The organism is Actinomadura litoris, assembly GCF_009733595.1.
Lineage (GTDB): Bacteria > Actinomycetota > Actinomycetes > Streptosporangiales > Streptosporangiaceae > Spirillospora > Spirillospora litoris.
This window is the reverse complement of sequence record NZ_WOFH01000001.1, coordinates 345,130-364,107: the sequence shown is the minus strand read 5'-3', so window position 1 is coordinate 364,107 and position 18,978 is coordinate 345,130. Positions and strand designations below refer to the sequence as shown.

Below are 18,978 nucleotides of genomic sequence, written 5' to 3'. Positions count from 1 at the left end.
CATACTGCGTATGCCCCCCGTGGGCCTACTGCGTAGGTATCAGGACGATCGTTCGGACGTGGCTGATGGTTACATGGCGTGTCGGGCCGGGTGCCGGTGAACGGCCGAGGGCGAGGCCGGGGCCGTCGGACTACGCGCTGACGCGCACGGTGCTGCGGTTCACGATCTCGCTGCGCTGCGGCGGGGTGCTCGCGGCGATCATCGCGGCGGTGATCGGCGAGGGCGCCGGGGTATCGCGCGTCTGGCAGGCGTGGGTGCTCGGCGGGCTGGCGGCGTGGGCGGTGTTCTTCGCCGCGCGGGCCGTCGGGCGGGGGCTGACGTTCGGGCTGGTGGCCGCCGACACGTTCGCGGTGTCGCTGGTGCTGCTCGTCCAGGACAGGCTCGTGGCCGTGGACGCGGTGGTCGACGAGACCACCTGGGCGATCATGCTGGCCAGCACCTCGATCTACGTGGCGCAACTCGCGCTGTCGCAGCCCGCGGGGCTGGCGATGGCGGTGGCCGTCACCGCCGCGTACATGACCGGCGTCCCGGCGGAGACGAGCCAGGTCCGGATCCTGTTCGTGCAGACCGTCGTGGTCAACGCGCTGATGTGGCTGCTGCGCCGGGGCGGCGGACGGGCCGACGCGATCGTCGCCGAGCGCGACCGGGAGCGGCGGCAGGCGATGGTCGAGGCGGCGCGCCGGGCCGACGAGCGCCACCACCGCTCGGAGATGCACGACTCGGTGCTCGCCACGCTGGTCATGGTCGCCTCGGGCGCCGTCCAGGGCGGATCGCCGGTGCTGTCACGCAACGCGCAGGCCGCGCTGGACGTCCTGGAGGAGTTCTCGGTATCCCCCTTGACCGGCGAGCCGCCGCCGGTCGACCTCGGCGAGCGGCTGGAGGGACTGGCGGTGGAGATGGCCTCGCTCGTCGCGGCGGACATCACCACCGGCGGCGTGCCGCTCATGGTGCCCGAGCCGGTCGCGGTGGCGCTCACCGGCGCGGCGCGGGAGGCGCTGCGCAACGTCGCCTGCCATTCCGGCGTCGCGCGGGCCGAGGTGCGCGCCGAGGTGCGGGCGGGCGGGGTCATGACGGTCACGGTCGCCGACCGGGGGCGCGGGTTCGACCCGTCGCTCGTCCCGGGCGGGCGGCACGGCATCCGGGGGTCGATCCGGGAGCGCATGCTGATGGTGGGCGGTACGGGCCTGGTGGATTCCCGTCCGGGCGAGGGAACCGTCGTCACGTTGCGGTGGCCCCATGGCTGAGATGGCGATATTCGCCCGACTCGCGGCCAACGGCGCGGTCAACGGCGCGAACGGCGGCGACCACGGCGCGGACGCCGCCGACCACGGCTCGGCGGGCGGCGACACCGTGGCGGCGGCCCCGTTCGCGGCCGGCTTCCACCGCGCGTTCGACGTGGCGACCGTCATCACGGTCGCGCTGTGGCATCTGGGGGCGGCGGGCGCCGCGCTGCTGGTCTACCTCGGCGAGTACCGCTCCCCGGCGGTGGGCGTGGCGGTGTGGGGGCTGCAACTGCTGGTCATCGTCGTCGGCGCGGTCGCGCTGCTGCGCGGCAAGGACGGCCCGGCCGTCATCGGCCCGATGGTCGCGGTCGCCCTCGTCAGCGGCCTGGCGATGGCGGTCAACTGCCCCGGCGCCCAGCTGCTGAAGGTGAACTGGGGGTGGGCGACGACCGGGCTGATCGGCGTGCTGCTCCTGCTGCACCGGCCGGTGAGCAGGATCGTGGCGTTCCAGGCGGCCAACGGCGGGACCGTCCTCGCCGTGCTGCTGGCCACCGGCACCTGCGACCGGCACAGCGTCGCCGGGTTCGTGACGCTGCTGTACGCCTCGGGGAGCATCCAGCTCGCGATGATCGCCGGGGCGCGGGTGTTCCGCTACAGCGGCGGCATGGCGGCGACCGCGGCGGCGGCGCGCTGGCGGATGGCGAGCCGCGAGGCCGTGATCAACGAGGTCGCGCGGGCGCGCCAGGACCGCTACCAGGAGGTGCGGCGGCTGATCGCGCCCATTCTGCGCGACCTCGCCGCCGGCGTGGTCGATCCGGCCGAGCCCGCCGTGCGGGGCCGGTGCGCGACCGCCGAGGCGATGCTGCGGCAGCTTCTCGCCGAGCACGAGGACATCCCCGACCCGCTGCTCCAGGCGCTGCGTCCGGGGATCGACGAGGTCATGCGGCGGGGGGTGGTCGTCGACGTCGTCCGGGTGGGCGAGCTGACCGGGATGGGGATCGACGAGCGGACGGCGTCCGCGATCGCCGAGGTCCCGCTGGCCGTGCTGGCGAAGGCGCGCGGCCACGCCCGCGTCACCATCGTCCCCGAGGGCGCCGACCGGGTCAGCGTGTCGGTGCTGGCGGGCACCGACGCGGCGGTCCCCCGGTTCGAGGTGCGGGGCGACGTCACCGTCACCAGCGACCACGACGGAGAACTGCTGTGGGTGGAGGTTTCGTGGCACCGGACGTGACCATCGCCGTCATCGACGACCAGGACGTGGTGCTCTCCGGGATCCAGACCTGGATCTCCGAGGACCCGCTCCGCCGCGTCGAGATCATCTACACCGCGACCCACCTGGACGACGTCGACTGCGGACCGGCCGCGAAGGCCGACGTGCTGGTCATCGACCTGCGCATCGACGGCGCTCTGGTGCTCGACCAGATCGCGGAGCTGGCCGCGCGCGGGCGCCGGATCGTGGTGTTCTCCCAGCACTCCGAGCCCGAGATCATCTACCGGGCGGAGCTGGCGGGCGCCCGCGCCTACATCACCAAGGAGACCAGCGAGGGGCGGCGGCACCTCATCGAGGCGATCCTCGCGGTGGCGGCGGGCGAGTCCTACACCTCGCCGACGCAGGCCGCCGCGATGCTCGGCGCGTCCGAGCTCGGGTCGGGGCTCGCGTCGGGGCTCGCGCAGCCGAGGTTCTCCGACCAGGAGCTGCGGACGATGCGGCTGTGGCTGGGCGGCCTCACCCGCGCCGGGGTCGCGCGCCAGATGGGGATCAGCGAGCATACCGTGAAGCAGTACCTGGAGCGGGCCAGAGAGAAGTACGCCAGGGCCGGACGCGAGGCGCCGACGCGGGTCGACCTCTACCGGGAGGCGCGCCGCGACGGCATCCTGCGCGAGTAGCGTCACCCGGCGGGCGCGACGACGCCCTCCCTGAGCAGCTCCCCGACGAGCGGCGCGGGCAGCTCGCCGGGCTCCAGGCGCGCGCCGCCGAGCAGCGCCTCGACCGTCCCCGCGAACGCGTCCGGGACCTGGACGTCGTGGTCGCCGAGGTGCAGGACGAGGCCGCCGTCGCCCTTGCCCGTCGCGAGCACCGCGCCGGGCACGGCGGCGACCGCGCCCCCCTCCCCGGGTGCGCGCACGGCCGCCGTCACCGACGCCCTGCGCGGGCCGCCCTGGGCGCGCAACTGCTCGGCGCGCAGCGCCGGGGCGGCGCGGTCGAGGTCGAGGTCGGACAGCCACGCGGCGAAGCACCGCGCGGCCTCGGCGGCCGCCTCGTCGATGCCGCGCTCGTTCAGCGCCGGCGGCAGCGCGGCCCGGAACCGCGGGTCGCCCGCGGCCAGGTCGAGCAGTCTCTCGATGACCCAGTGCCGGGTGAGCTGGAGGATTCCGAGGCTGATGTGGAGGCTCGTGTCGTCCTCGGCGTAGCCGTTGTGGACCCAGCCGCGCGGAATCCACAGCGCGTCACCGGGCGCGAGCCGGACGCGCAGGAAGGGCTCGCCCTTCTCGAACCGCTCCCGCTCTTCCGGCGGGACGGGAGTCCGCCCCCAGCGGTGCCGGGGAAGCGGGTCGGCCAGCACCGGCTCGTGCAGTTCCCAGGTCTTGTGGCCGGTGGTCTGGAGGATGAAGACGGCCTCGGTGTCCCAGTGGTGGGCGAAGCCCTGGTTGCCCGGCGGTGTGAGGAAGGCGTGCGCGTACAGGGGGTGGCCGAGTTCGGCGGTCAGCAGCCGGCAGAACTCGCTCAGCGGGCGCCAGGTGCGGTGCAGGCCCATCACCAGCAGCGTGTGCCCCGAGCGGAGCCGCTCGCCGACGCGGCGCGCGTCCACGGCCCCGGCGGTGCCGGGGAAGGCGGCCAGCTCGGGCGCGGTGAGGCTGCCGGGCCTCGCCATGACGTTGTCCTTGGCCATCGTGACCGAGGAGGCGGGCAGGCCCTGGTCGGCGATGACCCGGTCGAGGTCGCCGACGCTCAGCAGCCGCGCCGCCTCCGCCGGGTCGCCGTGGTGCACCCGCGGCTCGTCGGGCCACCGCTCGGCGAAGCCGTCGGGCTGGGAGGAGAGGCGGCCGAGTGCGCTTTTCATTGTCCGCCTCCGCGGGCGTCGTCGCGAATCTTCATCGCCGCCATGATGTTCTTCCCCGCCATTTTCCCGCAAGGGGCACGCGACCGGGGCGCAGTCGGCTACGACCCCGGGTGTACGCGGTGGTCGTAGCCGGCCTTTCACCTTCGTCGGAGTTGTTCCGCAATTCCGCACCGCCACTGTCGGCGGCGCCTCTCCGCCGTTTACGTTTCGTCCCGGAAGGTCTTCCAGCCCACGAAGACGAAAGAAAGGAGAATCCCATGAACGCTCCTGAGGAGCTCGATTTCGATCTCCAGGACGTACCGATGGACGTGTTCGACCTCGCCGAGAGCGGGCTCACCATCGAGTCGCTGACGGCCGGTCACGGCATGCCCGAGCACGGGGCCTCGCTGCCCTTCTGCTCGTGCAGCGCCACGTGCAGCTGCTGCAGCTGACGAACCTTCACCGCCGTGCCGCCGGCCTCGCGCCGGCGGCACGGCCTCGGGCAGGAGGGGCCATGAGCGAGAACCTCGGCACGGTATCCGGCGGGATCACCCTCGACGGCGGCGCGCGGGCCGACGCGCCCCTGGTGCTGCGGCGCGCGGGGCTGCCCGCCGCCGCCCTGGACGTGCTGCGCACGGAGAAGGCCCACCGGTGCGCCCGCGAGCTGGCGCGGCTGCGCGCGTGGCTGGCGGCCGAGGGCGCGGCGCTGTCGGACGTCCTGTTCGCCGAGATCGGCGCGGTGGGGGACGGCGGCCCGAAGCCCCGGCTGGTCGGGCTGCGCCGGGCGGTGTTCCGGTCGCGGCGGCCGCGGCCGGAGGAGTGGAACGCGGAGGTCGAGGGCGCGCTCGGGCCGGAGGCGGCGCGCCGCGTCCGGGAGTGGCTGGCGCGGTTCGACGAGGCCGACCGGCTCGCCGCGCGGCTGCCCGGTGTCCTCGCCGCCGAGGTCGCCGAGCGGGAGCAGGTGCTGCGCGGCGTCGCCTCCGACCCGTGCCTGCGCCGCGCGCTGTCGCAGGCCAGCCCGGCCCTGTACGGGGAGCTGGCCAAGTGGCTGGACGATCCGAGGAGGCGCCCGCGCCCGCAGACGATGGCGCGGCTCGTGAAGTACGTCGCGCGGGCGGCGGCCAAGACCAGCCCCTACAGCACCTTCACGATCAGCGGCCTCGCGGTGTGGGGCGAGCGGGAGGAGTTCGCCGAGCAGCCCGTCCACGGGGTCGTCGAGCTGGACGGGTTCCTGTTGCGGAGCATCGTCCGCGCGCTGTGCGAGGTGCCCGCGCTGCGCGCCACGCTCACCGTGCGCGCCAACCCGGGCGCGGTCGTCGCGGACGGCCGGGTCTCCTTCCCCGGCCCGCCGCCGCGCGAGCCGATCGTGACGCTGCCGGAGACGCCCGCCGTCCGCGCGTGCCTGCGGCTCCTCGCGGCCGGGCCGCCCGGCACGCTCGCCGCTCTGGCGGACGTGCTGGCCCCCGGCGGGCGGAACCGCGAGCGGGTGGAGGGGTTCCTCGCCGCGCTGGTGGAGGCCGGGCTGCTGATCCTCGACCCGCCGGTCGCCGACCAGGCCGCCGACCCGCTGCGCGAGCTGTCGGCGTGGGCGGCGCGCGGCGGCGAGGAGACGGCCGACGTCGTCCCGCTGCTCGAACGGCTGCGCCGCGAGGTGGTGCCGCCCGTCCCGGTCGAGGACGTCGAGGGCCACCGCGCCCGCCAGGACCGGCTGCGGGACGCGGCGTCCGCGCTGGTCGAGCGGCTCGGGCTGCCGTTCCCGGTCACCGGGCTCAGCAAGTCGGTCTTCCATGAGAACGCGGTCTTCGGCGACGTGCCCGCCGAATGCTCGGTGGAGGGCTGGCGGCCCCTGCTGGACGACCTGGACGCCGTCCGGCACTGGCTGGCGGTCTTCGACCCGGCGCTGCCGCTGCGGCTCGCGCTCGGCGCGTTCTGCGGGGAGCGGTTCGGCGCGGGCGCGCGGGTGCCGTTCCTGGAGCTGTTCCGCGCCGTCCACGAGGAGATGAACCGGGGTGACGGAGCGCCCGGCGCGGCGCGGGAACTGGTGCGGTTCCTGCGCGCGTCGCCGATGGCGGGGGACGCGGCGCTCGCGGGCAGTCCGCTGGAGCGGCTGCGCGAGCTGGGCCGGATCCGCGACGCGGCGCGCCGCGCGGTGCTCGTCCCCGCCGACGCGGACGGCGTCGTCCGCGCCCCGGTCGCGCGGCTGCGCGCCCTCGCCGCGCGCTCCCCGGAGTGGATCGGCGCGCCGGTCTCGATGGGCTGCTACGTGCAGAGGGCCGGAGACCTGATCACGCTGAACGTCGCGCACGCCGGGTACGGGCGCGGGCGCAGCCGCATCCGGCGGCTCACCGGATTCGCGGGCGGCGCGGTTCCGCCGGAGCGCCCCTTCGACGCGCCGCCCGGCACGGTGTTCGCGGAACTGGGCGGGACGTTCGCGTCCGCGCTGAACGCCCGCGCCCCCGGGACCGCATACGAGATCGACTATCCGCACACCGTCTCCGCGCGGCCCGCGTCCGAGCGGCTGCCCCTGGGCGACCTGGACATGGTGCACGACCCGCGCACCGGGCTGGCGGACCTCGTGTCGCGGCGGCTGGGGGAGCGGGTCGTCCCGCTGCACCTCGGGATGATGGCCGACGTCCTGCTGCCGCCCGTCGCGCGCTTCCTGACCTGGGCTTTCGGGGCGAGTTACTACCTGCATCCGAGCTTCTCCCCGCTGGCGCCCGACTGGGAGCCGCCGACCTCGATCGTCGCCGCGCCCCGCGTGGAGGCGGGACGGGTCGTGCTGCGGCGGGCGCGGTGGAGCGTCCCGACCGGCCTCGTCCCGGCGCGCCGCAAGGCCGAGTCCGACGCCGATCACCTGGTGAGGCTGGTCGGCTGGCTGCGCGCGAACGGGATTCCCGGCCGCTGCTATGTGCGCATGTGGGCGGACGGCCTCTGGCAGGACGACGCCGAAGACAACAACTGGGGAAAATGGGTGCTCGACAAATCGCGGAAGCCCGTCTACATCGACTTCGCCATCTGGCATCTCGTCGCCGTCTTCGAACGGATGCTGAAGACGCCGGGACCGGTGATCGTGTTCGAGGAGGCGCTGCCGGAGCCGACCGCGGCCGGTGCGGCCGGGGGCTTCGTGTCGGAGTTCCTGGTCGAGATCTCCGGCGGGGTGGCGTGAGATGAGCGAGCACGCAAGCGAGCACGGAAGCGAGCACGGCTGGGTCAGCCTGCACGCCTTCCACCAGGGCGACCAGGACCGGCTGCTGAGGGAGGCGGTCGCGCCGCTGGCCCGGGAGTTGACCGACGGCGGCCGGATCGCCGGGTGGTTCTTCCTGCGCTACTGGGACGGCGGGCCGCACGTCCGGCTGCGTGCGCTGCCCTCGGCGGGAACGCCGCCGGAGGAGATCGAGCAGGCTTTCACCAAGCACGTCGGCGCGTATCTGCGCGACCACCCGTCCGAGCCGTCGATGGGCGAGGACGAATACGCGCGGACGGCCGAGATGCTCGCCTCCTGGGAGGAGGTCGAGCCGGGATTCGCGACCCTTCAGCCGAATGACACCGTCGTCCCCGTCCCGTACCGGCGGGAGCACGACCGCTACGGGTACGGCGCGGCCATCGAGGCCGTCGAGCGGCATTTCACCGATTCGAGCGAGCTGGCGATGCGGCTGCTCGTGTCGGGCGCCTCGGCCGGGGAGCGCTCCACGGCCGCGTTCGCGATGCTGCTGCTCGCCTGGCTGACCTGCGAGCCCGATCCCGCGCGGCTGGTGGGGTGGATCAGCTCGGCGCCGCGCCGCGAGGACCCGGCGGCTCCGCTCGCTCCGCCGCCGGAGCCGGACGCCGAGCGGCTGGACAAGGGTGTCGCGGTCGCGCGCCGGATGCGGGCGCTGACGACCCTCGATCCCGGTCACCCGGGGAAGGGGCTGCTGGTCGAGTGGCTGCGGTCGGTGCGGACGCTGCGCGGCGCGCTCCAGGAGGAGCTGGACCGCGGCGCGCTCCGCCCGCCCCCGTCGGGGTGGGAGGGGCCGGGACGCGTCGTCGCCGACCTGTCCGTGCTGACCGTCGTCGACATCTGCGCGCACCTGGTCTGCAACCGGCTGGCCGTCGACCTCCCGGCGGAGATCGGGCTGCGGCGGCTCGCCGTCGCGGCGCTGGAGTCCATCACCGAGAAGGGGAGCTGAGGCGATGCGGTGGTACGGCTTCCGGATCTACTACTACGCCGACGACAAGGAGGCGCTGATCCTCGACGGGATCAGGCCCGCGTTCCAGCGTTTCGCGGGAGATGTCGAGGCCGCGTTCTTCCTCCGGCACTGGATTCACGGACCGCACGTGCGGATCTGCGTCCGGTGCGAGCGGGACGCGCTGGAGACCGTCGTGCGACCCGCCGTCACCGAGTCGGTGGGCGGGTTCTTGCTGGAATGCCCGTCCACGCGGCGGCTCGTGCCGGAGGAGCACCTTCCGATGCACCGGCGGCTGGCCGAGCTGGAGTCGGAGACCGAGGACCTGCTGCCCTGGCGATGGGACAACACGATCCGGTTCACCGGCACCTTCGACATCGACGCGCTGAAGGCCGACTTCTACTCCGGCACGAGCGGCCTGGCCTTCGCGATGACCGAGGCCGTCGCGGCCGGACGGCAGCGGCTCGCGGCCGCGTTCGACCTGATGGTCGCGACCGCGCACACGCTGTCGGGCGTCGGGCTCGCGCGCGGGGCGATCTCCTACCGCTCGCATTCCGACGCGTTCCTGCACGGCTTTCCCGAGGGGCGGGGGCTCTCGTCCGGGTGGGACGAGCACTACCGGCGGAACGCGGCGGCGCTGACCGGCCGCGTGCGGGCGGTGGCCTCCGCGCTCGACGGCGGGGGCGGGCACGTCCCGCACGTCCGCGAATGGGTCGACACCCTTCTGCCGTTGCGCGACCGCGCCGTCGCGGACGGCCTGCTCTCCGACGACGGACCGCCGCCCGGCGCCGACTCCCTGGGCATCACCGACCTGACCAGGGTCAGCCCCTTCCACCGCGAGCTGTTCGGCAGCGACGTGTGGAACGAGCAGGTCAAGGCGGCCGACTGGTTCCTCGGCTACAAGCTGATGCTGAACTGCACCTATCTCCACCTGACCCGGCTCGGCGTGAAGCCCGTCGAACGGTTCCTGCTCTGCGACATGGCGGCCCGCGCGGTCGAGGACGCGCTCGGCGTCTCGGTCGCGGAACTGGCCCGCACCCCGGTCGGGGAGGTGCGGAGATGATCGGCTCGCCCGAGGCCCCGGGTGTGCTCACCGAACGGCTGGCGCTCGTCGCCGGGGTCTACAGGGCGATCGCCCGCGACGGGCGGCTCCGGCTCGTGATCGGCTCCCGCTTCGAGGACTTCGGCCCCGCCGAACCCTGGAAAAGCGAACTGCTGAAGCGCCTGGTCACCGGCGCCGCCGACGCGGCGGACGGCCGTGAGGCCGAACTCGTCGGGAGGCTGCGGGAGGGCGGGTGGCTGACGACCGAGGTCCTGCGGGACGGCGTGCCGCTGTACGCGGTGCAGCCCACCGGCCGCCCCGAGGCGGTCCCGAACGTGCAGTCCCGCGCGGAGCCCGGCGGAAAGGCCGTGCTGTCGCGGTTCGCGGTCGTCCACCGGGAGGACGGCCACCTGGTCGTCGAGTCCCCGCTGTCGTGGGGCCGCGTCCACCTGCACGATCCCGCGCTGTTCGGGGTCGTGGGCGGGGTCGGGGCGGGCGGCCCCGCCGCGCGGCGGTTGGAGCGCGACCTGCTCCGGACGGGGTTGGCCGTGACCGGCGACGAGGACGAGGACGAGGCGCGACTCCGCCAATGGAGCGTCCACGAGCTGTGGTTCCACCGGCGCAGCCGCCTGGGCGACCGCGACCGTCTCGGGGGCGGTTACGGCCGGACCCGCTGGGCGGACGGCGTCTACGAGGAGCCGCCGTTCCGGCGCGAGCCCTATCCGGGAGAGCCGATTCCGCTCTACCGCCCCGACCTGGCGGAACTCCGGCACGGCGATCCGACGCTGAGCGCCGTGGTCGAGGATCGGCGGTCGGTGCGCGTCCATGACGACGCCGCACCGATCACGCTGGAGGAACTCGGCGAATTCCTCTACCGGTGCGCGCGGATCCGTACGGTCTCATCCGAGAACGGCGGGCATCTCACCGGACGGCCCTATCCGTCGGGCGGGTCCGCGTACGAGTTGGAGCTGTATCCGGTCGTGCGGCTGGCGTCCGGGCTGGACGCGGGCGCCTACCACTACGACGGCCACGACCACGTGCTGCGGCGCGTCCGGGAGCCGGGCGCGGAGACCGCCCGGCTGCTCGCCACGGCGCGGCAGGGGACGCTCGTCCGCGCGGCCCCGCAGGTGCTCATCGTCGTGACCGCCCGCTTCGGCCGGCTGATGCGCGCCTACGAGCAGATGCCGTACTCGCTGATCCTCAAGCACGTCGGCGTGCTCTACCAGACGATGTACCTCGTCGCGACCGCCATGGGGCTGGCGCCGTGCGGGCTCGGCGGCGGCGACTCCCGGACGTTCAACGCGGTGACCGGCACCGGGTTCACCGAGGAGGGCGCCGTCGGTGAGTTCATGCTCGGCAGCCGTCCCGCCTCCACCCACACGGAGAAGCCATGAGCGAGGCGCGGGATTCCGGGGCGCTGCTGCTGCGTCCCGACGTCTACTACACCCGTTCCGGCGACGGCCTCTACATGCTGACGCACGACGGGCCGGTCATTTTCGGAGGCTCGTCCGTCCATCCTCTGCTGGTCAGGCTGGCGCCCTATCTGAACGGCCGCCATTCACTGGCGGAGCTGACGGAGAACCTGTCCGGCGAGCGGCGCGAGATGGTGCGGGGGCTGCTGGCCGCGCTGGTGCGCAGGGGGGCGATCAAACAGGTCCCGGAGCGGGACGGGGAGCCCGCCGATGACGCCGTGAACGGGCGGCGCGACGAGGTCTCCTTCCTCGGCTACTTCCACGACACGCGGGAACGGGCCGAGCGGGCGTTCCGGGCCTACCAGGACGAGCGGGTCCTGATCGTCGGCGCGGGAGGTTCCGCCGCCGCCATGGCCGACGCCGCGCGCCGGTCGGGCATCGCGTCCGTCCGCGTGGTGGAGGGCGGGCCGGTCGAGGGCGCCGGGCTCGTCGTGCACCTCGGCGGGCCGTCCGCCGCCGAGATGGAGCGGGCCTGCGCCGAGGCGGGCGCCGACCTGGTGCTGGGCCTCGTCCTGGACGGCTCGCTGTGGTGCGCCGCGACGGGCCCGCGCGTCGGCGACGGGCCGGGCGCCACCTCGATCGAGCTGCGCCGCGCGGCCCGCCGCCCCGGGCCCGCCGCACCCGCCGCGTGGGACGGCGTGCCGGGCCGGGTCGCCTCCGCGCAGCTCATGCACCAGGTGTTCCGGTCGCTGACCGGCGTCGGACGGCCGGAGCCGGGCACCGTCACGCGGCTGGATCCGCGCACGCTGGCCCGCCGGACGCACACGGTGGTCCCGCACCCCTTCGACTCCACCTCGCCGCCGCCGACCGAGAGCGGCGACGCCCGCCTGGACGAGGACGACTTCTCCCGCCGGGCCGCCCGCCTCGTCGACGACCACGTCGGTGTCTTCGGGCCGCCCACGGAACGCGACTTCGTCCAGCTTCCCCTGCACGTGTGCGAGATGGAGGTGTCCGACCCGGTCGGGCTGCTCGGGCCCGGCGCCCGCCCGGCGCGCGCCACCGGCGCCGGCCTCGGCTTCGCCGCCGCCCGCCTCGCCGCCGCGCTCGCCGCGTTCTCCGCCTACGGCTCGCTCATGATCGACCCGCGCCGGCTCACCGGCCCCGACGGCGAGCCCGCCTTCCCCGGCGAGGACGACCCGTTCCACGCCCTCGCCCTGCTCCGCGACGGCGCCTGGCGCGAGGTGTACGTGCCGGGGCGGGCGGCGGCGAGCGGGCGGGAGCGGTTCGTCCGGGTGGCGAGGGCGTTCCCCGCGCTGCGGTCGGCGGACGTGCCGTTCGCCGTCCCGCCGGAGATCGTCTCGGCGTACTCGCGGCGGGACGCGGTGACGGCGGGCGTCCTCGCCTGCGTCCGGCGGCTGGCGCTCGACGCGGCGCCCGGCGACGCCCCGCGCGTCGACGTGGCGGACGTCCCGCACGACCCGGTCACCTCGCGCTATCTGACGATCTTGGACGCGCTGGGCGAGGACGTCACCCTCCACCGGCTCGGCGGCGACTTCCCGGCGCCGACGGTGCACTGCCAGATCGGCGCCTCGGCGCGGGGCTGCGCGAGCGGCCTGTCGATGGCGGGCGCGCTGCGCGACGCCCTGGGCGCCGCGATCCTCGACCACCAGTCGCGCCTGCACGGGCAGCCCGATTACGCCCCGCCGCCCGTCCCGCCCCTGCCCGCGGACGGCCCGCTCCGGCCGGCTCCGGCGGGCCGATGCGATCTCGACACGGTCGTGGCCGCGCTGGCCGCGCGCGGGCACGAGCCCGTCGTCGTCCCCCTCGACCACGACCCGGAGGTGAGCGCCGTGATGCCCTACACGGTCCACGTGGTGATGGCCGATGCCTGACGTGCTGCTGCTCGGCGCGGGCACGCTCGCGGACGCCGTCGCGCGCGACACGCGCGTGACCGGCCCAGGCGGCGCCTCGGTGGTCGTCAGCGCGGCCGACACCTGGAGCACCGCCGACCATCCCCGGGCGCGCTCCCTGAGCCGGGAACGGAACATCCCCTGGATCCCGGTCCGCGCCGAGCTGGGACGCGTGGTGATCGGCCCGTTCGAACGCCCCGGTGAACCCGGCTGCGCCGACTGCGCGGAGCAGCGGCGGCGCGCCAACCGGCTGCACTCCCGCGCGCACGACACCGTCCTCGCCGACCACCGGGACGAGCTGGGCGGCAGGCCGTCGGCGTGGCTCACCGGCCTCGCCGCCGACACCGTCGCCGCGCTGGTCGCCGACGAGATCGACCGGTCGGCGCGGGGCCGCGCGCGGACGTCCGACGCGCTGCTCTACCTCGACCTGCGGACGCTGGAGGTGACCAGGCACGCGTTCCTGCCCGACCCGATGTGCCCGGTGTGCGGCGGCCTGGACGACGACACCGAGGACGCGGCCCGGATCGTGCCGCGGCCCAGGCGCAAGCTCGCGCCCGGCCGCTACCGCGTCCGGGACCTGGCCGCGCACCGGGACGCGCTCGCCGCGACGTACGTGGACGCCGAGTGCGGGCTGATCCGGCTGCTGGCCCGCGACAGCGACGCCGGATCGGTGATCGCCGCCGCGTGGATGGGCCTGCGGGACGGCGCGACCGAGGGCGGCTACGGCCGCACCCGCAGCTACGAGAGCAGCGAGCTCGTCGCGATCCTCGAAGCGCTGGAGCGGCACGGCGGCATGTTCCCCGGCGGCAGGCGGACCGCCGTCCGCGGCAGCCACACCGAACTCCGCGACCGCGCGTTGGACCCGGTGGAGCTGGGTCTCTACCCGCCCGAGCGGCAGCCGCCCGGCTACGAGCCGTTCGACCCCGATCGCCGATACGACTGGGTGTGGGGATATTCGTTCCGGCGGGACGCGCCGATCCTCGTGCCGGAGACCTACGCCTACTACCGCGTGCACGCTTCCGGGAAGGGCCGGTTCGTCTACGAGATCTCCAACGGGTGCGCGCTCGGCGGGTGCCGTGAGGAGGCGATCCTGCACGGCGTCCTGGAGGTCGCCGAGCGCGACGCGTTCCTGATGACCTGGTACGCGCGCATGCCCGTCCCGCGCATCGACCTCGGTTCGGCGCGCGGACCCACCGTCCCGCTCATCGCGGAGGCGATCCGCGCGGAGACCGGATACGACGTCATGGCGTTCGACACCACGCTCGAACAGGGCATCCCCTGCGCGTGGGTCATGGCCGTCGACCCCTCGTCCCGGGACGACCGTCCGGCGGCGGTGTGCGCGGCGGGATCGCACCTCGATCCCGAGTCGGCCGTGGAGAACGCGCTGAGCGAGCTGGGGTCGATCCTGTCCGACCTCGTCCGCCGCTACCCGGCGGAGCGGGACCGGGCCCGCGCGATGGTGGACGACCCCTCCCGCGTCAGGGAGATGGCCGACCACTCCCTCCTCTACGGCACGCGCGAGGCGTTCTCCCGCCTCGACTTCCTCGTGGACACGCCGCGCACGGTCCGGTTCGCGGACATGCGGCGTCCCGCCGCGCTCCGCCACACCGACCTCGGCGACGACCTCCGGGAGCTGGCGCGCCGCTACCTCGACGCCGGCCTGGACGTGATCGTCGTCGACCAGACGACGCCCGAGCACCGCGCGTTCGACCTGTCCTGCGTCAAGGTGATCATCCCCGGGACGCTGCCGATGACGTTCGGCCACGACCAGCGCCGGGTCGAGGGCATCCCGCGCCTGCGCGACGTGCCGCACCGGCTCGGATACCGGGACGCGCCGCTGGAGCCGTCCGATGCCAACCCGCACCCCCACCCGTTCCCGTAAGCCCTCGCAAGGAGCCGAAGCGATGTACCTCCAGCTCGTCGTCTGGGACCTGGCCGAGTCGGACGTCTCCATCGACGACCTGCGCGCCTACCTCAGGGACTACGCCGTCGAGGCGTACTCGCAGCTCCCCGGCATGCGGTTCAAGGTCTGGTTCGCCAACCCCGAACGCCGCGTCTGGGGCGCCGTCTACCTGTGGGACACCGTCGAGCACATGAGCGGCCCGGCCCAGGTCAGCAGGGCGATCGAGCTGATCGGATACCCGCCGACGTCGGTGAGCGTCTTCGAGGTCGAGGCCGCCGCCGAAGGGCACAGCGTCCACACGGCGCTGGCGTCCGTGGGCGCCGCCTTCGCCTGACGGCCGACCGCCCGACGGCTAGTCGCGCAGCAGGTCCGACTCCACGACCTTCCGGACCGCCTCGGCCCGGGAGGTCACCTCCAGCTTGCCGTAGATGTTGGTGAGGTGCCGCTTGACGGTCGCCTCGGTGATGAACAGCCGCCGGGAGATGTGCCGGTTCCGCATGCCCGCCGCGACCAGCCGCAGGATCTCGGTCTCCCGGTTGGTCAGCGCGCCGGGACCGGCCGGCCCCGGCCGCAGCCGCCGCACGGCCTCGACGGGCGCCGACAGGACGAACCGCCCGTCCTCGCGGTGCACGGTCATGATCGTGGAGACCAGCTCGTCGAGCTGGACGCGCTTGGCGAGGCACGCGTGCGCGCCCGAGGTGAGCACCTTGCCGAGGAACAGGTGGTCGCCCGAGTCGGTCAGGACGATCACCTTCGACCGGGGCGAGGCGGACAGGATCGGCTCCACCAGCGCGTCCGGCGCGTCCTCGTCGTCGTCGGTGATGAGGATCGTGGTGCACGGCCGCGTCCCCGCGCCGAGCTCCGGGCTCGGCGCGTCGGCGTCGTGCACCTGGAACCCCGGGACCTTCCGCAGCAGCTCGGCGAGGCCGTGCCGCAGCAGCGGCGTGGTGCTCACGATCTCGATCACTATCGCCCGGCAGGGCAGGAAATGGGCGGGCGCTTCCGGGCCCGCGAGCTGAGTCGACACTGGCACATCCCCCTGGTGTGAAGCCGCCTCGCCACCGGTCGTCGCCACCGGCCCCCGCTGTCGGCCCTCGCTATCGGCCGTGCATGAGCCGCAGCAGCGCCACCGCGTCCTCCCGCTTGGCGTCCGGCGCGGCGGGCGAGTCGAGGAAGGCGCGCAGCGCGTCCCGCTCGTCCGCGCCGACGCGCTCCCGCACCGCGGGCAGCCGCAGGATCCGTTCGTAGGAGCGTTCCGGAAAATACAGATCCTTCGCCGCCGCGAGGACGGTCTCGGCGGCCTCCGCCGAGACCACCCCCTGGTCCCGCGCCGCCGCGACCGCGATCCGGATGTTGACCATCGGCTCGCACAGCGGGCGCAGCGTGTCCGGGTCGAAGGTGATCGCGACCTCGTCGTCGGCGTCCACCTCGCCCGACCGGTACAGCTCGAAGACCCGCCCGACGCCGACCATGCCCTCCTCCGAGAGCTCGGCGGCCCGCAGCGCGCCCATGCTGGAGGACCCGAGCACCCGCACCGGGCGCGGGTGCCGGTCGAGGGCCCGCAGCACCTCCTTGGGCGAGATCATCAGGCCGTGCAGGAACTGGCCGTCCACGATCCCGACCACGCCGGGCGGGTCGGGCTCGGCGAGCAGCGCGTCGAGGTCGCCGCGCTTCACCGGCGGGCGCACCTCCACCGGCGCCAGCTCCGCGATCGCGGCCCTGTCGATGCTCGGCCCCGCGAACACCACGGCGCGCGTCATGCCGTCCTCGCTTCCCGCCCGCGGCCGCGGGCCTCGTTCAGCGCCGCCTCCCAGCACGCGCCCGCCCGCCGGCCGAGCCTGCTCTGGTCGACCGCCCAGGACTCCAGCCCCGGCACGATCACCCGGACGACGTGCACCGGGAAGCCCGGCGGCGTCCGGTCCACGACGACGGCCCGGTACAGGCCGTCGAGCTCCAACCGGCCGAGCATCAGGTCGATGTCGGCGACGACGTCGTCGCTCGGATGGTCGGGGACGTCGCCGAAGCGCACCGGCCGGGCGGACTCCCGCCACGGCCACACCGACCCGTCCACCGACCCGCCGCGCGACACGTGCTCGGCCCATTCGCCGTTGTGCTCCTGCGGCAGCGTGATGTCCTCGCGCATGCCCTGGATGTCCACCGCGCGGCTCTGCGCCAGCTCGGTCAGCGCCCGCACCAGCGCCACCTCGGCGTTCGGGTGCGTCCCGTATCCGGAGTGCCCGGGGGAGAAGGTCTCGGCGACGCTCTCGTGCGTGACGGCCGCGAAGGTGGCGATCCCGAGCGAGGAGGTGAGGTCGCGGACGACCAGCGGCAGCCCCGCGTCCACGATCCGCCCGGCGAACCAGGCCGCCGACTCCGGCAGCGTGTCCAGGTCGACGCTCGGGTGCCGGTCCTCCAGCCGCTCCTCGACGCCGGGCGGGACGCGGTCGCCCAGCTTGTCGCGCACCATGTGCCGGAGCCGGTTGCTGACGAGGTCGGCCAGCGTCAGCGCGTCCCGCTCGATCACCTCGCACAGCGCGTGGCAGATCGCCTCCTCCAGCGAGTTCCCGGACGCCAGCCCGTTGCTCGTGCTGACGGAGAAGGGCTGCGGCTCGTGGAAGTCGACGTAGTAGCCCGCGAGGCACAGCGGCACGAGGACCTCCTCGTCGCCGAGCAGGTCGAACCCCGTGGCCCAGGAGATGGGTCTGTCCGGACGGTAGGCGTGACCCGGCGCCAGGTTGTGGTCGGCCGGGTTCAGCACCGGACGTCCCGCGGCCTCCAGCTCGGCGCAGGAGGCGACGACGTCCGGCGTCCTCGGCTGCCACGCGGCGAACCGCTCCACCGCCTCCATGATCGCCGACGCTCGCGCGTCGTCCCGCGTCCGCCCCTTGCCGTTGTAGACCGACAGGAGGTCGTGGGAGCGGGGCACGATCGCGTTGAAGACGGGGATGCCGACGCGGTCCAGCCAGGTGATGTCGGCGACACGTGTCACGCCGACCGTCCGGAGCAGCGGAGTCACCCTGTCGAGGGTCCTAGCGGCGACGACCTCGCGGGTCGGCCCGATCTTGGGCACGCGTTCCCGTAGTCTCATCGGCCCGCCCGTCGAACCGTTCGGAGAGACGTCCGGCAGCGTTCGCACATTGGGTCACGGCCCTTTCTCAGGGGGACGGTCCGATGCCCGTCGCCGTGCTCTCCAACGCCGAACCGGAGAACCCTGGGAACGGCCCCGACCCCCCGTACCGGCCGGGCCCGCGCTCCCCTCGGCGGGCCCCTCCATTATTCGATCATGCTGACGGAATTGTCATGACAGCCGTTCGGGGGTCATCGGCGCACCGGCGCCGATGAGGGGGTTCAGCGGCCGGTGAAGCGCGGGGGGCGCTTCTCCATGAACGCCCGCCGCCCCTCGCGGGCGTCGCCGGACTCCGCGCACTCCTCGGCGAGCCGCTCGGCCGCCGCCGCCAGCGCCGGATCGGCCGCCGACCTGATCGCCGTCTTGGCCGCCCGCACCGACAGCGGCGCGTTGGCCGCGATCCGCTCCGCCGTCGCGCGGGTGGCCTCCTCCAGCTCCCCGGGCGCGACGACGCGGTTGACCAGCCCCGTCCGGAGCGCCTCGGCGGCCCCCAGCGGCGCCGCCGTGAACAGGATCTCGGCGGCCTGGCCCGGCCCCACCGCCCGGACCAGCGCGTGGACGAGCGGGACGGGATAGGCGAGGCCGAGGCGTCCCGCCGGGATCGCGAACCGACCCCGGTCGTCGGCGATCCGGATGTCGGCGCCGAGCGCGAGCGCCAGCCCGGCGCCGAGGCAGTGCCCGTGGATCATGGCGATGAGCGGGGTCGCGAGCCGGTCGAGCACGCCGAACAGGTCGGTGATCGCGCCGTCCGCGCGGCGGCGCGCCTCCGCCGTGGAGCGCTCCGCCTCGAACTCGGAGATGTCGGCCCCGGCGGCGAACGCGGCGGTGCCCTCGCCCCGCACGACGATCACCTTGACCCCGGGGTCGGCGTCGAGGCGGTCGAGGGCCCGGCCGAGCGCGTCCATCATCGCGATCGACAGCGCGTTGCGCCGCGCCGGGTTGCGCACCGTGACCCACCCGATGTCGCCGTCGGCGGCGGCGTCGACGCCGGGGCTGAAGATCCGTTGCTCGGACACGGTGCCAGCGTACGGACCGCCCGCCCGGCGTCCCCCGGTGGCCCGCCCGGACGAGCGCTCCGCACGCTCGCCACCCGCGCCGCGGGCGAGATCACGCGGGGCGCGCTCGGCGTCCGCCTGCGCGCGATCGCCTGACCCCGG

General features: G+C 74.6%; 17 protein-coding genes. 12 read left to right on the top strand and 5 right to left on the bottom strand.

Annotated features, from left to right (window positions below):
* Positions 1-65 precede the first annotated feature (65 nt).
* Genes GNZ18_RS01660 through GNZ18_RS43505 form a run of 3 tightly spaced genes read left to right on the top strand, consistent with a single transcriptional unit; the run spans position 66 to position 3,110 of the window.
* Positions 66-1,244: a sensor histidine kinase gene (locus tag GNZ18_RS01660; protein WP_156214273.1), complete on the top strand. Its 1,179-nt coding sequence runs from the start codon at positions 66-68 to the stop codon at positions 1,242-1,244.
* Positions 1,237-2,454, top strand: a complete 1,218-nt coding sequence (locus GNZ18_RS01655; RefSeq protein ID WP_156214272.1) for a hypothetical protein — start codon at positions 1,237-1,239, stop codon at positions 2,452-2,454. Before GNZ18_RS01660 ends, GNZ18_RS01655 begins: the two co-directional genes overlap by 8 nt.
* Positions 2,439-3,110, top strand: a complete 672-nt coding sequence (locus GNZ18_RS43505) for a response regulator transcription factor (RefSeq protein ID WP_156214271.1) — start codon at positions 2,439-2,441, stop codon at positions 3,108-3,110. Before GNZ18_RS01655 ends, GNZ18_RS43505 begins: the two co-directional genes overlap by 16 nt.
* 2 nt (positions 3,111-3,112) lie before the next feature.
* On the opposite strand, the gene GNZ18_RS01645 is transcribed toward GNZ18_RS43505, so the two are convergent.
* Positions 3,113-4,285, bottom strand: coding sequence for a JmjC domain-containing protein (locus tag GNZ18_RS01645; RefSeq protein ID WP_156214270.1), 1,173 nt, complete (start codon positions 4,283-4,285; stop codon positions 3,113-3,115).
* A 257-nt stretch (positions 4,286-4,542) separates the two neighbouring features.
* Here GNZ18_RS01645 and GNZ18_RS01640 point away from each other — a divergent pair, with 257 nt between their 5' ends.
* From GNZ18_RS01640 to GNZ18_RS01605, 8 genes are all read left to right on the top strand, one after another.
* Entirely contained in the window at positions 4,543-4,716 is a 174-nt protein-coding gene (locus GNZ18_RS01640; protein ID WP_156214269.1) for a thiomuracin/GE37468 family thiazolyl RiPP peptide, read from the top strand.
* Positions 4,717-4,778: 62 nt separating this feature from the next.
* Positions 4,779-7,430 carry a lantibiotic dehydratase gene (locus GNZ18_RS01635; RefSeq protein WP_156214268.1) on the top strand — a complete coding sequence of 884 codons (2,652 nt, stop codon included), beginning with the start codon at positions 4,779-4,781 and terminating at the stop codon, positions 7,428-7,430.
* Between the two features lies 1 nt (position 7,431).
* On the top strand, positions 7,432-8,430 hold the full coding sequence (locus GNZ18_RS01630; RefSeq protein ID WP_156214267.1) for a lantibiotic dehydratase C-terminal domain-containing protein: 999 nt from the start codon (positions 7,432-7,434) through the stop codon (positions 8,428-8,430).
* 4 nt (positions 8,431-8,434) lie between these two features.
* Positions 8,435-9,490 (top strand): thiopeptide maturation pyridine synthase, encoded by a 1,056-nt coding sequence (locus GNZ18_RS01625; protein WP_156214266.1) that lies wholly within the window; start codon positions 8,435-8,437, stop codon positions 9,488-9,490.
* On the top strand, positions 9,487-10,863 hold the full coding sequence (locus GNZ18_RS01620; RefSeq protein ID WP_156214265.1) for a SagB/ThcOx family dehydrogenase: 1,377 nt from the start codon (positions 9,487-9,489) through the stop codon (positions 10,861-10,863). Before GNZ18_RS01625 ends, GNZ18_RS01620 begins: the two co-directional genes overlap by 4 nt.
* On the top strand, positions 10,860-12,773 hold the full coding sequence (locus GNZ18_RS01615) for a hypothetical protein (RefSeq protein WP_156214264.1): 1,914 nt from the start codon (positions 10,860-10,862) through the stop codon (positions 12,771-12,773). The genes GNZ18_RS01620 and GNZ18_RS01615 overlap by 4 nt, the downstream gene beginning before the upstream one ends.
* On the top strand, positions 12,766-14,673 hold the full coding sequence (locus GNZ18_RS01610) for a TOMM precursor leader peptide-binding protein (protein WP_156214263.1): 1,908 nt from the start codon (positions 12,766-12,768) through the stop codon (positions 14,671-14,673). The genes GNZ18_RS01615 and GNZ18_RS01610 overlap by 8 nt, the downstream gene beginning before the upstream one ends.
* A gap of 22 nt (positions 14,674-14,695) precedes the next feature.
* Entirely contained in the window at positions 14,696-15,028 is a 333-nt protein-coding gene (locus GNZ18_RS01605; RefSeq protein ID WP_156214262.1) for a hypothetical protein, read from the top strand.
* Positions 15,029-15,046: 18 nt separating this feature from the next.
* Here the strand turns inward: GNZ18_RS01605 and GNZ18_RS42965 are convergent, their stop codons facing one another.
* From GNZ18_RS42965 to GNZ18_RS01585, 4 genes are all read right to left on the bottom strand, one after another.
* Positions 15,047-15,721: a response regulator transcription factor gene (locus tag GNZ18_RS42965; RefSeq protein WP_156214261.1), complete on the bottom strand. Its 675-nt coding sequence runs from the start codon at positions 15,719-15,721 to the stop codon at positions 15,047-15,049.
* A gap of 70 nt (positions 15,722-15,791) precedes the next feature.
* Positions 15,792-16,454, bottom strand: a complete 663-nt coding sequence (locus GNZ18_RS01595; protein WP_156214260.1) for a TfuA-like protein — start codon at positions 16,452-16,454, stop codon at positions 15,792-15,794.
* A complete protein-coding gene (locus tag GNZ18_RS01590; protein WP_156214259.1) occupies positions 16,451-17,782 on the bottom strand; it encodes a YcaO-like family protein in 1,332 nt (443 codons plus the stop codon). The genes GNZ18_RS01595 and GNZ18_RS01590 overlap by 4 nt, the downstream gene beginning before the upstream one ends.
* A 260-nt stretch (positions 17,783-18,042) precedes the next feature.
* Positions 18,043-18,837: an enoyl-CoA hydratase-related protein gene (locus GNZ18_RS01585; protein ID WP_216651118.1), complete on the bottom strand. Its 795-nt coding sequence runs from the start codon at positions 18,835-18,837 to the stop codon at positions 18,043-18,045.
* On the opposite strand from GNZ18_RS01585, the gene GNZ18_RS40680 reads away from it, so the two are divergent.
* A complete protein-coding gene (locus GNZ18_RS40680) occupies positions 18,826-18,972 on the top strand; it encodes a hypothetical protein (protein WP_173390599.1) in 147 nt (48 codons plus the stop codon). The genes GNZ18_RS01585 and GNZ18_RS40680 overlap by 12 nt on opposite strands.
* The last annotated feature ends 6 nt before the right edge of the window (positions 18,973-18,978 follow it).